Consider the following 12,781-nt stretch of genomic DNA (forward strand, 5'->3'; position numbering starts at 1 on the left):
TGACGAGGGACACCCGCGGCGTAAAGCTATCGCGGCGTCGGTCTCCCCGATCACTCGGCCGCCCGTCCGAACGCGACGGCCACGGGCACGAGGAGGAGCGCGCCGACCAGGAACGGCGACGCGACGGCGACGGTGTAGAGGACGGCCATCAGGGGCGGGCCGACCGTCCGACCGAGGCTCGACGCGCCCTGCGTCACTCCGAAGGCGGCCCCCTGTTCGTCGTCGGCGGCGGAGGTCGAGACGAGCGTCGCCAGCGAGACGTTCACGAGGGCGTTCCCCAGCGACAGCGCCGCGAGCGCGACGAGCAGCGCGACCAGCGGCAGCGTGAGCCACGCGGGGCCGCCGAGCGCCGCGCTCCCGCTAACCAGGTCGACGACCCCGGTCGCGGGGATCGCGACGAGCGCGCCCGCGAGGACGACCGACCCGCCAGCGACGAGCGTGCGCGAGGAGACCACCCGCGAGAGCCGGCCGACGAGGACCCCCTGATTCACCGCGCCGAGGACGCCGACGTAGGTGAGGAGGAACGCCGCGGCGGTCGCGTCGTAGCCGAAGGCGTCGGCGACGTACGGGATGAACATCACCTGCACGCCCGCGAAGGCGACGGCGACGACGAAGTACGCGACCGTCAGCGGTCGGAGCGCCGCCGAGGCGAGCGCCTCGCGGAACTGGCCGATCGCGGTGGTGCGTCCGCCGCCGACCGCCTCGGTCGGGCGGGTGCGGGTCGGCTCCTCGAGGAAGGCGAACCCGACGGCGACCGCGAGGAAGCTCATCCCCGCCGCCGCGAAGCTCGGGAGCGAGTACGCCGTCGCCGGGACGAACGCCGGGAGCAGGGCGTCGGCGCGGGCCACCACGGCGTCGGCGGCGAGCAGGCCCCCGATCGCCGGGCCGAAGACGAACCCGAGCCCGAACGCGGCGCCGACGAGCCCCAGCGCGCCGGCCCGCCGGTGTCGCGGGGTGATGTCGGCGACGTACGCCTGCGCGGCGGCGATGTTCCCGCCCATCGCCCCGGCGAGCGTCCGGGAGCCGAACAGCGTCGCGAGCGCGGCGACGGTCCCGAAGCGCCCGCCTGCTACCCCGGCGTAGCCGAACGCGACCCACGCGACGCCGGCGGCCGCGAGCGACGCGAGCAGGACGGGCCGGCGGCCGATCCGGTCGGAGAGCCGGCCGAGCGTGGGCGCCGCGAGGAACTGCGCGAGCGAGTACGACGCCGCGAGCAGGCCGATGAAGGCGTCGCTGACGCCGAACGACCGCACGTAGAAGGGTAAGATTGGGATCACGATCCCGAAGCCGACCAGATCGATGAACACGACGCCGATCACGACCGCGAGCGCGCGTCGCGGGTTGGCGACGGCGGGCGGTCGCTCGGGCTCCCCGTCGCCGACGCCCTCGACGCCGACCGACGCCGACCCCGCTTCCGGATGTGTCACGACGGTGAAACGGTGCGTGGATATTTAAAAAGGCGGCCGGACGCGGACCGGCGCGCGAGGGCCGTCGCCCCGCGGTGGGGTCACAGGTGCCGCTCGATGACGCGCTTCGCCGCTTGCCCCTTCTCCTTCCAGCCGTACCCCTCGTCGTACACGTGGCGCTTGGCGTCGACGAGCTCCTCCGGCGTCGACTCCTCGAAGCCGCCGCGGTCCCACGCGCCGGACTCGCGGAGCCACTCGACGACGTTCTCGCGCGTCTCGGGCCAGGAGAGCCCGACCATCTCGTACCACGCGACCATCGCGAAGACGGCGTTGTCGTGGCAGCCGGGGACGGAGCCGTACTCGTAGACGGTCCGCATCGGGTCGCGGGTGGGCTCCGAGACCAGCTCTTTGAACTCGGCGGCGGTGAGCAGGCGGAGCCGGTCGCCGTCCTCGACGACCCGCTGCTCGCGCTCTAGGGCGCCGAGCGCGGCCTTGTGGAGCCCGCTCCACTCGCCGTGGACCGCCTCGCGCAGCGTGGACTCGGCCATCCCGTCGGGCTCGGCGGTGAGGACGGTCAACAGGTCCGTGTACGCCTTCTCGATGGTCGGCCAGCTCACGCCCTCGAAGCCGCAGTCGGCGTCGTGGAGGCTGTTGGTCGTCCGACAGCCGGGACACGGGTAGCGGAACGTCGGCACTGGGTGGGAGTGCGTCGCGCCCCGAGTTAGGGTTTTCGCGACGGGCCGGCGGGAGCGGCGCGCTCGGAATCGGCACGCCGGGACCCGGCACGCCGGAACCAGCACGGTCGATCACGCGGTTCCGAAACGTTTACTCACCGCCCGACCGCGACTTCACACGGTATGACAAAAGTAAGCGTCATCGGTGCGGCGGGGACCGTCGGTGCCGCGGCCGGCTACAACCTCGCGCTGCGCGACGTGGTCGACGAGCTCGTCTTCGTCGACATCCCGGACCAGCGCGAGACGACGATCGGACAGGCGGCCGACACGAACCACGGCGTCGCCTACGACTCGAACACGACCGTCCGGCAGGGCGAGTACGCGGACACCGCCGGCTCGGACGTCGTCGTGATCACGGCCGGGATCCCGCGGCAGGAGGGACAGACGCGAATCGACCTCGCGGGCGACAACGCGCCCATCATGGAGGACATCGGGTCGTCGCTGGCCGAGCACAACGACGACTTCGTCACCGTCACCACCTCGAACCCGGTGGACCTGCTGAACCGCCACCTGTACGAGGCGGGCGACCGCGACCGTCACAAGGTGGTCGGGTTCGGCGGGCGGCTCGACTCGGCGCGCTTCCGCTACGTCCTCTCCGAGCGCTTCGACGCGCCCGTGAAGAACGTCGAGGCGACGATCCTCGGCGAGCACGGCGACGCGCAGGCGCCCGTCTTCTCGAAGGTGCGCGTGAACGGCCGCGACCCGAGCTTCGACGCCGACGAGAAGGAGCAGATCCTCGCGGACCTCCAGGAGTCGGCGATGGACGTGATCAGCCGCAAGGGCGCCACGCAGTGGGGGCCCGCCACCGGCGTCGCGCACACCGTCGAGGCCATCCTGAACGACACGGGCGAGGTGCTCCCCTGTTCCGTCGTGCTCGACGGCGAGTTCGGCTACGACGACACCGCGCTCGGCGTCCCCGCGAAGCTCGGCTCGGACGGCGTCGAGGAGGTCGTCGAGTGGGACCTCGACGAGTACGAGGCCGACCTGCTCGACGAGGCCGCCGAGAAGCTCTCCGAGCAGTACGAGAAGATCGCTTAAAAGGCGGCGCGACTCTCGTCGATCGACTGCGGCGCGATCGCAACGCCCCGAATTTTTCTGGTAGTAGCCGGAGTCTGCGACAGCGGTGAGTGTTCATTTATAAAGAACGGCGCGGTGTCGCGCGCCTCCGAGTGGCCGACAGGCCGCGAGGAGCGCCGCGCGAGGGAGTCGGACCGGCCTGACTGCGCCGGTCCGACGAGGCTGAGGAGGTGAGAGGTGCGGTGCCGTGCGGTGCGGGGTGGGCCTCGGCGGCTGGGACTTTGGAGATGCCAACCGTCGATCTGTCGTCAGCAATCACTTATAAGCGAACGACTGCGGCTTCGGAAATGGTGCCCACGCGACTACTCTCCACGTACCCGACCGATCGAAAGCGACTCGGCGCCACCGACCCAACTCTCGGGTATGAGCGAGACGGACGCCTCGGAGACCGTCCCCGTAACGGTGTACACCCGCGAGGACTGCTCGCTGTGCGAGGCCGCCCGCGAGACCATCGAGGAGGTCGCCGAGGGCCTCGACGTGGCGATCGACCTCGAGATGGTCGACGTCGACGAGGACCCCGCACTGGCCGAGGAGTACGGCGAGCGCGTCCCCTACGTGCTTGTCGACGGCCACCCGGCGTTCAAGTACGAGGTCGACGAGCGCGAGCTGCGGCTGAAGCTGTTGGCGGCGTCCTGATCGGTCGCGCGAAGCGGTGTGCCGGTCGCCGTGTGAGAGACGACGCGCGCGGCGGCCGATCGAGGGGTCTCGCGCACGTCACTCGTCGCCGATCTCCGGCCTCGCCAACAGCTCCTGTTCGTAGTCGGCGACCGCCTGTACGACGGCCTCCGCGTCGTCACTCGGCACGTCGAACGACTCGAGGCTCTCGTCCAGCAGCTCGAGCGCCCGCTGGATATGCGCGGGCGTGAACGGGACGTGGAGATGGGCGTCCCGGACGGGCGCAGCGTCGTAGGTCTCCGGACCGCCCGCCGCCTCACACAGGAAGTCTGTTTGCGTCCGTCGGAGCGTCTCCATATCCGCGTCCGCGAAGAACGGCCCCAGTTCGTCATCGTCCACCAGTCTGTCGTAGAACTCGTCGACCACGGCCCGAATGCCGTCGTGGCCACCGAGACGGTCGTACAGGGTTTCCTCGGCCATACTCGACGTATCACGGTTGCGTCCGAAATAGTTCACGAAGCCGAAGTGTATTCGAGTTGATCTGTTCGGCTCGCGACGAGGTCGGGGCGACCGGGAGCAGATCCGGGCCGTCGTCGGCCCTCGCTCGACCGACTGCCGTCCTCACTCCTCCCTCTCGACCGTTTCCGCCTCCGCGCCGGGGGCGTTCGCCTTCACGCTCGTGACCCCGTCGACCGCGTTCGACCGGGAGGCGTACCCCTCGCCGGAGTCCGCGACGATGTTGCCGTTGCGGTGGCGGAGCCGCCAGCGCCACTTCCCGCCCGCGTCCTCGTAGATCTCGAAGGCGGCGTTTCCGACGTCCAGCGCGTAGGCGTCGGGGGCGTACTCGCGGACGCGCTCGATCGCGTCCCGCGCGTTCGACTCGGAGGCGTACCCCTCGCCGGAGTCCGCGACGATGTTGCCGTTGCGGTGGCGGAGCCGCCAGCGGTACTCCCCCGCGGCGTCCTCGTACAGCTCGAAGGCGGCGTTCTCGCTCCCGCTCTCGCTCTCGCTCTCCTTGCCCTCGACGTCGAGGCCCGCCTCGGCGGCGTTCGACCGGACGCTGTCGAGCCCCTGTCGGGCCTTCGACCGGGAGGCGTACCCCTGTCCGGAGTCGGCGAGCACGTTCCCGTTCTCGTGGATGAGCCGCCAGCGCCACTGGCCGGCCGCGTCCCGAAACATCTCGAAGGCGGTCGGATCGACCCGGAGGTAGTCCGCGGCGGCGGCGTGCTCGCGGACCCGCCCGAGCGCGCGCTTCGCGTTCGACTTGGAGGCGTACCCCTCGCCGGAGTCCGAGATGACGTTCCCGTTGTCGTGACGGAGCCGCCAGCGCCACTCGCCGCCGGCGTCCTCGAACAGCTCGAAGGTCGCCGCGCTCGCCTCGTCCTCGCTCGGGACGGCCACGTCCGGGTCCGCGGCGTCCTCGGGTTCGGGACCCTCGTCGTCGGCGACCGACCCGGCCGCTGCAGCCGGGGTCTCGATCCGGAGGATCCCGGCCCCGAGCGCGTTCCGCCTGACGCTGTGCAGTCCCTTCTGGGCCTTCCCGCGGGTGCTGTACCCCTGCCCGGCGGTCGCGATGACGTTGCCGTTGCGGTGGCGGAGCCGCCAGCGCGGCTTCCCGCCCGCGTCCTCGAACAGCTCGAACCGGGCCTTGCTCTCGCGCAGTCCCGCCGTCTCCGCCTGAGCCTCGTCGAGCGCCGACGCCGTTTCCGACAGCTCCTCGCGGGTCGCTGCGAGCTCCTCGCTGACCTCCGCAAGTTCCGACTCGGTCGCTTGCAGTTCCGACTCGGTCGCTTGCAGTTCCGACTCGGTCGCTTGCAGTTCCGACTCGGTCGCCGCCAACTGGTCCCGGGTCGCCTCAAGCTCTTCGCCCGTCTCGTCACGCTCGCTCGCCGCGGCCGCCGCCGCACCTCGCAGCCGCGCGTAGTCTTCGCGCACCGGGTCGGAGAGGAGCGGGACGACCGTCCCCGCGAGCCCGATGAGGACGAGCCCGGCCCCGTACACGGCGATCACGGTCGGATCGCCGGAGGCGGTGAGCCACCCCTCCGGGTAGATGTTCACGAACCAGACCACGCCGAGGACGCTGACGGTCGTCCCCAGGTAGCCGAAGAACATCCCCGCTCGGCGGAGCGGGAACCGGATCACCGCGCCGAGCATGACGAACGGCGGGGCCAACGCCGCGAGCGCGTACGCGAGCCCGCGAGCGGTCGTCCCCGACTCCGTGAGGAGAAAGAGCGCGACCCCGGCCAGTCCGAGCAGCACGCCGAACCCGAACAGCCAGAACCCGTTCACCTCGTCGTCGGTCGTCGGGGTCCCGATGCGTCGCGCGTACAGCCCGCCGGACGGGTCGTGATCGTCATTTGACATGGTTTGACATCTCATGCCACTCGGATATGCGTATGGGTCACTGACACGAACTCCCTCCGGGGCGGGCTACCGCGACCCGAGCGTTTACGGGTTAAACGCCCCCTCGTGAGGGCATGCACGTGCTTCGAGGCGGACGAGTGGCCGACGCCGACGGGACCCGCGAGGCGGACGTGGCGGCCGCGGACGGCGAGATCGTCGCGGTCGGACCGGACGCGGTCGCGGAGGTTGGCGGCGAGGCCGCGGTCGACGCCGAGACCGACGCGAGCGGGTCGGTGGTCGCGCCGGGGCTGATCGACGCGCACGTCCACGTGATGATGGACGGGCGGCCGGACGTCGCCACCGCGGTCTCCGACAGCGACTACACCGCGAGCTACCGGGCGGCCGGCAACCTCCGCGACGCGCTCGAAGCGGGGGTCACGACGGTCCGCGACTTGGGGAGCCGCGGGACGCTCGCGCTCGACGCGGGCGAGGCGGTCGCCGCCGGCGCGCTCGACGGGCCGCGTGTCCTCGCGTGCGGCCGCAACGTGATCATGACCGGCGGCCACGGCAACTGGTTCGGTCGCGAGGCCGACGGCCCGGCCGAGGTCCGGAAGGCGGCCCGCGAGCAGCTGAAGGCGGGCGCGGACGTGCTCAAGTGTATGGCCACCGGCGGCGTCCTCACCGAGGGCGCGGTGACGGGCGCGCCGGAGCTGACCCCCGAGGAGCTGGCGGCGTTCACCGACGCCGCGGCGCCGACGGACACGCCGACCGCGGCTCACGCCCACGGCGAGCGGGGGATCAAGAACGCGGTCGAAGCCGGCATCACGAGCGTCGAGCACGGCACCTTCATGGACCGGGAGGCCGCCGAGATGATGGCCGAGCGCGGCACCTACTGGGTCCCGACCGCGAGCGCGCTCCGCGGGATCGTCGACAACGGCGTCGAGGCCGGGATCCCCGAGGACGCCGTCGAAAAGGCCGAGGACGCCGCCGACCGCTTCGACGACGCGTGGAACCACGCGCTCGAGGCCGGCGTGCCGATCGCGATGGGGACCGACGCCGGCACCCCGTTCAACTTCTTCGGGGACATCCCGCGAGAGCTGGGGTACATGGTCGACTACGGCCTCTCGCCGGAGCGGGCGCTGGAGGCCGCAACCGTCAACGCCGCCGACCTCCTCGGGCTCGACGACGTCGGCCGCGTCGAGGAGGGACACCGCGCGGACCTCGTCCTCCTCGACGCCGACCCGACCGAGGACGTGACGGCGTGGCGGGAGCCCGAGGCGGTGTTCGCCGCGGGCGAGCGGGTCGCGTAGGGACGCGCGGCCGTCGCTCGCGCGGTCGACCGTGGGACGTTCCCACCGCGCGGTCGGCCGCCCCCGAACGCTCGTTTTTAACCCGAGCCGACCCAACGACGGATCGATGACGAGCGCGCACTCCGGGTCGTCGCCCCGGTACGCGGACCCGGACGAGAACCCCTACGTCGAGTCGCCGCCGACCGACTTCGAACCGGTCGGGTCGCTCTCCGAAGCGGAGGCCGCCGAACAGGCGTCGCTGCTCCGGGCGGCGGTCCGCGAGCACGACCACCGGTACTACCTGCAGGCCGACCCCCTGATCCCCGACGAGACGTACGACCGGCTGTTCGCCCGGCTGGAGGAACTGGAGGACGCGTTCGACCTGCCGACCGAGAACTCCCCTACCCGCCGGGTCGGCGGCGAGCCGCTCGACGGGCTGGAGACCGTCGAACACGTCGCGCCGATGCGCTCCATCGACAACGCGACCGAGGCCGACGCGGTCCGCGAGTTCGCCGAGCGCGTCCGGAAGGGACTCGCCGCGGCCGGCTTCGACCCGGACGCGGTCGAGTACGTCTGTGAGCCGAAGTTCGACGGGCTCTCGGTCGAGGTGGTGTACGAGGACGGCGAGTACGTCCGCGCCGCCACCCGCGGCGACGGGACCGCAGGCGACGACGTGACCGAGCAGGTGCGGACGATCCGGTCCGTCCCCGGGAAGCTGCGCGGCGATCCGCCCGGTCGGCTCGCGGTCCGCGGCGAGGCCTACATGCCCCGCGACGCCTTCGAGGCGTACAACGAGGACCTGATGGAGCGCGGCGAGGAGCCGTTCGCGAACCCGCGAAACGCCGCGGCCGGCACCCTCCGCCAGCTCGACCCGTCGGTCGTCGCGGACCGCCCCCTCGACGTCTTCTTCTTCGACGTGTTGGCGTGGGAGACCGGGGACGGTGAACGCGGAGACGAGTCCCCGGAACGTCCCGACACCCACTGGGAGGAGTTCGACGCGTTCGACGCGTTCGGCCTCCGGCGCGCAGACCGCGTCGAGCGCGTCGCCGACATCGAGGGCGCGCTGGAGTACCGCGACCGGCTCATGGCCGACCGCGAGGACCTGAACTACGCGATCGACGGCGTCGTGATCGCCGTGGACGACCGCGCGCACCGCGAGGCGCTCGGCTCGACCGCGCGCGCGCCGCGCTGGGCGTTCGCCTACAAGTTCCCGCCCCGCACCGCGACAACGACCGTCGAGGGGGTCACGGTGCAGGTGGGCCGGACGGGCCGGCTCACGCCCGTCGCCGAGCTGGATCCGGTCGCCGTCGGCGGCGTCACCGTCTCGCGGGCGACCCTCCACAACCCCGCCGAGATCGAGGCGCTCGGCGTGAACGTCGGCGACCGCGTGCGGATCTACCGCGCCGGCGACGTGATCCCCTACGTCCCCGAGGTCGTCGAGAAGCGCTCCGAGGGGACCTACGAGTTCCCCGAGACCTGTCCGATCTGCGACGCGCCCGTCGAGCGCGACGGGCCGCTCGCGTTCTGTACCGGCGGGCTCGGCTGTCCGGCGCAGCTGGAGCGGGCGATCGAACACTGGGCGCGGCGGGACGCGCTCGATATCGAGGGGCTCGGCCCCGAGCGCGTCGAACAGCTCCGCGAGGCGGACCTCGTCGAGTCGCTGCCGGACCTGTACGACCTCACTGTCGACGACCTCGCCTCGTTGGCGGGGTGGGGCGAGACGAGCGCCGAGAACCTGATCGCCGAGCTGGAAGCCACCCACAACCCGCCGCTCGACGACTTCCTCGCCGGGCTCGGGATCCCCGACGTGGGCGCGACGACCGCCCGCGCGCTGGCGGCGCACTTCGGCGACCTCGACGCGATCCTCGACGCCGACGAGGCGGCGCTGCGGGAGGTCGACGACGTCGGCCCGGAGGTGGCCGAGTCGATCCGCACGTTCCTCGACAACGAGGAGAACCGGGCGGCCATCGAGGGGCTCCGCGAGCGCGGCGTCGAGCCCGACTCGGTCGACGTCGACGCCGGCGACGCGCTCGACGGACTCACCTTCGTGTTCACCGGATCGCTGTCGACGACCCGGGGCGAGGCGCAGGCGCACGTGGAGGCGCACGGCGCGAACGCGACGTCGAGCGTCTCCGGCAACACCGACTACCTCGTCGCCGGCGAGAACCCGGGCCGGTCGAAGCGCGCCGACGCCGACGCGGAGGGCGTTCCCGTCGTCGACGAGGCCGAGTTCGCCGACATCCTCGCGGAGCGCGGCGTCGGGTGGCCGCCCGACGGCGGCGCGTAGGAAGCCACAACCCTTTATCCGGCGACGCGGCAACGGGGCGGTATGACCGCCATCGAACTGCGGGGCGTGACGAAGGAGTTCGCCGACGTCACGGCCGTTCGCGGCCTCGATCTCACCGTCGAAGAGGGGGAGGTGTACGGCTTCCTCGGGCCGAACGGCGCCGGCAAGTCGACGACCATCGACATGGTGCTCGACTTGGTTCGGCCGACCGAGGGGACGGTGCGGGTGCTCGGGCAGGAGGCCACGGCCGACGGCGTCGCGATCCGCCGGCGGACCGGCGTCCTCCCGGACGGCTTCGCGGTGTACGACCGGCTCACGGGGCGCCAACACGTCGAGTTCGCGGTCCGGTCGAAGGAGGCGGACGACGACCCGGACGCCCTCCTCGACCGGGTGGGGCTCCTCGACGACGCCGACCGCAAGGCCGGCGGCTACTCGAAGGGGATGCGCCAGCGGCTCGCGCTCGCGATGGCGCTCGCGGGCGACCCCGAGCTGCTCATCCTCGACGAGCCATCCTCCGGGCTCGACCCGGCGGGGGCGAAGGAGATGCGCGAGATCGTCCGGGCCGAGGCCGATCGCGGCGCCACCGTCTTCTTCTCCTCGCACATCCTCGAACAGGTCGAGGCCGTCTGCGACCGCGTCGGCATCCTCCGCGCGGGCGAGCTCGTCGCCGAGGACTCCGTGGAGGGGCTCCGCGAGGCCGTCGGCGGCGAGGAGACGCTGGAGATCGCGGTCGGCGGCGACGGCGGCGCGAGCGACGCGGCCGTCGACGCGGTCCGCGACCTCGACGGCGTGAGCCGGGTCGACCGCGACGGCGACGCCCTCGTCGTGAGCTGCGCCGACGGCGCGAAGACGCGGGTCATCGGCGCGTTAGAGGACGCCGGCGTCGCCGTCGCCGACTTCCACACGCGCGAGGCGTCGCTCGAAGACCTCTTCTTAGCGTACACCGAGGGCGACGCGCCGAGTGAGAGCGAAGAGGAGGGAGGGACGACCGAGGCCGGTGAGACTACCGACGCCACCGATGTCGACTCCACCAATGCCGACGCCGATACGAATGACGATCCGACCGACACCGACGCCGCCGACGCCGAGGAGGTGAGCCGATGAGCCTCCCCGCCATCGCGGAGAAGGACTTCCAGGACACCGTGCGTTCCCGCGGAATGCTGATCCTCGTGGCGCTGTTCTCGCTGCTCGTCGCCGTGTTCGCCTATGTCCTCACGCCGCCCGGAGAGCAGTTCGCCACGGAGTTCCTGTTGAGCCGCGTCGTCGGGCCGTTCCTCGTGACGACGCTCGTCCCGCTCGTCGGCGTCGTCGTCGGGTACAACGCCGTCAGCGGCGAGCGCGAGTCGGGCTCGCTGAAGCTGCTCCTGTCGCTGCCGCACTCGCGCGCCGACGTGGTCTTCGGCAAGGTCGCCGGGCGGGGGGCCGCGCTGTCGCTCGCGGTGTTCGCCGGCTTCCTCCTCCCGGCGCTCGTGTTGCTCGCGCTCTCACAGCTCGGGTACATCGAGGCGTTCAACGCCGGTTCGTACCTCGGGTACACCGTCTTCGCCGCGGTGCTCGGCGTCGTCTTCGTCGCGATCGCGGTCGGCTGCTCGGCCGCGGCCCGGACGCAGCGACAGGCGCTGATCGGCGGGATCGCGATCTTCGTCCTGTTCGTGGTGCTGTGGAGCTTCGTCACCGGGCGGCTTCTCGGTGCCGCGAGCGGACTGATCGACCCGCTTCCGGTCTCCCAACAGCAGGTCAGCGTGTTCCTACAGGTCGCGAACCCGATAACCGGCGTCGAACTGCTGTCGAGCGCGTTCCTCGGCGATCAGTTGCTCTCGGGCGAGACCGTCAACCGGCAGATCTCGGCGGTGTCGATGCTCGTCTTCTGGACGATCGCACCGCCGCTGGCCGGGCTCTGGAAGTTCGACACGGACGATTTATAAGGGAAACGGCCGCCTCGCGGCCGACTACGCCGACGCGCGCTCGATCGCCGCTTCGAGGTCGGCGACGATGTCGGCGGGGTCCTCGATGCCGACGGAGAGCCGCACCATGTCGGCGGTGACGCCCGCGGCCTCCTGTTCCTCCTCGGTCAACTGCTGGTGCGTCGTCGACGCCGGGTGGATGACGAGCGTCTTCGCGTCGCCGACGTTCGCGAGCAGCGAGGCGAGATCGGCGTTCTCGACGGTCCCCTTCGCGGCCTCGTAGCCGCCCGCCAGTCCGAAGGTGATCATCCCGCCGTAGCCGCCGGATAAGTACTCGCTCGCCTCCTCGTGGGTCTCGTGGCTCTCTAGGCCGGGGTAGTTCACCCACGCCACGTCGTCGTGCCCCTCGAGGTACTCCGCGACGATCCCGGCGTTCTCGCAGTGGCGGTCCATCCGCAGCGGGAGCGACTCCGTCTGCTGGAGGGTGTTCCACGCGTCGAACGGCGACTGCTGGTCGCCCAGGTCGCGCAGTCCGCGGGTCGTCGCCGCGAAGGTGAACGCCGCGTCGCCGAACGCCTCGGCGAAGTTGATCCCGTGGTACGCGGGGTTGTCCTGCGCGATCTCGGGGTACTTCTCGGCGTGCTCGCTCCACGGGAACGACCCGCCGTCGACTAAGATTCCGCCGACGGTGGTGCCGTTTCCGGTGAGCCACTTCGTCGTCGACTCCCAGACGAGGTCCGCGCCGTGATCGAGCGGGCGGCAGAGGTAGGGCGTCGCGAACGTGTTGTCGACGAACAGCGGGGCGCCGTGCTCGTGGGCGATGTCGGCGATCCGCTGGATGTCGGGCGTGACGAGGGCGGGGTTCCCGATGGTTTCGAGGTGGACGTAGGCGGTGTCCTCGTCGATGGCTTCGGCGTACCCCTCGTAGTCGAGCGGGTCGACGAAGCGGGTCGAGACGCCGCGCCGCTCGACGGAGTGGGTGAAGTACGTGTACGTGCCGCCGTACAGGGCGGACGACGAGACGATGTTGTCGCCCGCGGACGCGAGCATGAACGTCGCCAGGTCGAGCGCGGCCATCCCCGAGGCGGTGGCGACCGCGCCCACGCCGTTCTCGAGGGAGGCGATC

Annotated in this window: 11 protein-coding genes; 6 read left to right on the plus strand and 5 right to left on the minus strand. The window is 71.5% G+C overall.

Annotation, left to right across the window (positions count from 1 at the left end; genetic code table 11):
* Positions 1-50: 50 nt before the first annotated feature.
* Positions 51-1,427: an MFS transporter gene (locus C468_RS02390; RefSeq protein WP_008847279.1), complete on the minus strand. Its 1,377-nt coding sequence runs from the start codon at positions 1,425-1,427 to the stop codon at positions 51-53.
* A gap of 80 nt (positions 1,428-1,507) precedes the next feature.
* Positions 1,508-2,101: a DUF7474 family protein gene (locus C468_RS02395; RefSeq protein WP_008847280.1), complete on the minus strand. Its 594-nt coding sequence runs from the start codon at positions 2,099-2,101 to the stop codon at positions 1,508-1,510.
* Between the two features lie 162 nt (positions 2,102-2,263).
* Between C468_RS02395 and mdh the strand changes: the two genes are divergently transcribed.
* Together mdh and C468_RS02405 are read left to right on the plus strand one after the other, a co-directional pair.
* Complete coding sequence (gene mdh, locus C468_RS02400) at positions 2,264-3,178, plus strand: malate dehydrogenase (protein ID WP_008847281.1); 915 nt, start codon at positions 2,264-2,266, stop codon at positions 3,176-3,178.
* Positions 3,179-3,580: 402 nt separating this feature from the next.
* The gene (locus tag C468_RS02405; protein ID WP_008847282.1) at positions 3,581-3,853 is read left to right on the plus strand and encodes a glutaredoxin family protein; all 273 of its coding nucleotides are present in this window, start codon (positions 3,581-3,583) and stop codon (positions 3,851-3,853) included.
* A 78-nt stretch (positions 3,854-3,931) separates the two neighbouring features.
* Here the strand turns inward: C468_RS02405 and C468_RS02410 are convergent, their stop codons facing one another.
* On the minus strand, positions 3,932-4,312 hold the full coding sequence (locus C468_RS02410; protein WP_008847283.1) for a truncated hemoglobin: 381 nt from the start codon (positions 4,310-4,312) through the stop codon (positions 3,932-3,934).
* 141 nt (positions 4,313-4,453) lie between these two features.
* Positions 4,454-6,196, minus strand: a complete 1,743-nt coding sequence (locus C468_RS02415) for an HVO_2922 family protein (protein ID WP_008847284.1) — start codon at positions 6,194-6,196, stop codon at positions 4,454-4,456.
* Positions 6,197-6,309: 113 nt separating this feature from the next.
* Between C468_RS02415 and C468_RS02420 the strand changes: the two genes are divergently transcribed.
* From C468_RS02420 to C468_RS02435, 4 genes are all read left to right on the plus strand, one after another.
* Entirely contained in the window at positions 6,310-7,485 is a 1,176-nt protein-coding gene (locus C468_RS02420) for a metal-dependent hydrolase family protein (RefSeq protein ID WP_193788240.1), read from the plus strand.
* A 106-nt stretch (positions 7,486-7,591) separates the two neighbouring features.
* Positions 7,592-9,751 (plus strand): NAD-dependent DNA ligase LigA, encoded by a 2,160-nt coding sequence (ligA, locus tag C468_RS02425; protein ID WP_008847286.1) that lies wholly within the window; start codon positions 7,592-7,594, stop codon positions 9,749-9,751.
* 42 nt (positions 9,752-9,793) lie between these two features.
* A complete protein-coding gene (locus C468_RS02430) occupies positions 9,794-10,855 on the plus strand; it encodes an ABC transporter ATP-binding protein (protein WP_008847287.1) in 1,062 nt (353 codons plus the stop codon).
* Complete coding sequence (locus tag C468_RS02435; RefSeq protein ID WP_008847288.1) at positions 10,852-11,676, plus strand: ABC transporter permease subunit; 825 nt, start codon at positions 10,852-10,854, stop codon at positions 11,674-11,676. The genes C468_RS02430 and C468_RS02435 overlap by 4 nt, the downstream gene beginning before the upstream one ends.
* 24 nt (positions 11,677-11,700) lie before the next feature.
* Here C468_RS02435 and C468_RS02440 read toward each other — a convergent pair.
* A partial coding sequence (locus C468_RS02440; protein ID WP_008847289.1) for an O-acetylhomoserine aminocarboxypropyltransferase/cysteine synthase family protein occupies positions 11,701-12,781 on the minus strand: 1,081 nt, incomplete at its 5' end.

Origin of the sequence: Halorubrum kocurii JCM 14978, assembly GCF_000337355.1 — an archaeon.
In the GTDB taxonomy this organism is placed as follows: domain Archaea; phylum Halobacteriota; class Halobacteria; order Halobacteriales; family Haloferacaceae; genus Halorubrum; species Halorubrum kocurii.

Excerpts from the sequence above, each read along its gene's own strand:
- C468_RS02405 (WP_008847282.1), top strand. The coding sequence starts at position 3,581 with ATGAGCGAGACGGACGCCTCGGAGACCGTCCCCGTAACGGTGTACACC.
- C468_RS02410 (WP_008847283.1), bottom strand. The coding sequence starts at position 4,312 with ATGGCCGAGGAAACCCTGTACGACCGTCTCGGTGGCCACGACGGCATT.
- C468_RS02415 (WP_008847284.1), bottom strand. The coding sequence starts at position 6,196 with ATGTCAAATGACGATCACGACCCGTCCGGCGGGCTGTACGCGCGACGC.
- ligA (WP_008847286.1), top strand. The coding sequence starts at position 7,592 with ATGACGAGCGCGCACTCCGGGTCGTCGCCCCGGTACGCGGACCCGGAC.
- C468_RS02420 (WP_193788240.1), top strand. The coding sequence starts at position 6,310 with ATGCACGTGCTTCGAGGCGGACGAGTGGCCGACGCCGACGGGACCCGC.
- mdh (WP_008847281.1), top strand. The coding sequence starts at position 2,264 with ATGACAAAAGTAAGCGTCATCGGTGCGGCGGGGACCGTCGGTGCCGCG.
- C468_RS02430 (WP_008847287.1), top strand. The coding sequence starts at position 9,794 with ATGACCGCCATCGAACTGCGGGGCGTGACGAAGGAGTTCGCCGACGTC.
- C468_RS02435 (WP_008847288.1), top strand. The coding sequence starts at position 10,852 with ATGAGCCTCCCCGCCATCGCGGAGAAGGACTTCCAGGACACCGTGCGT.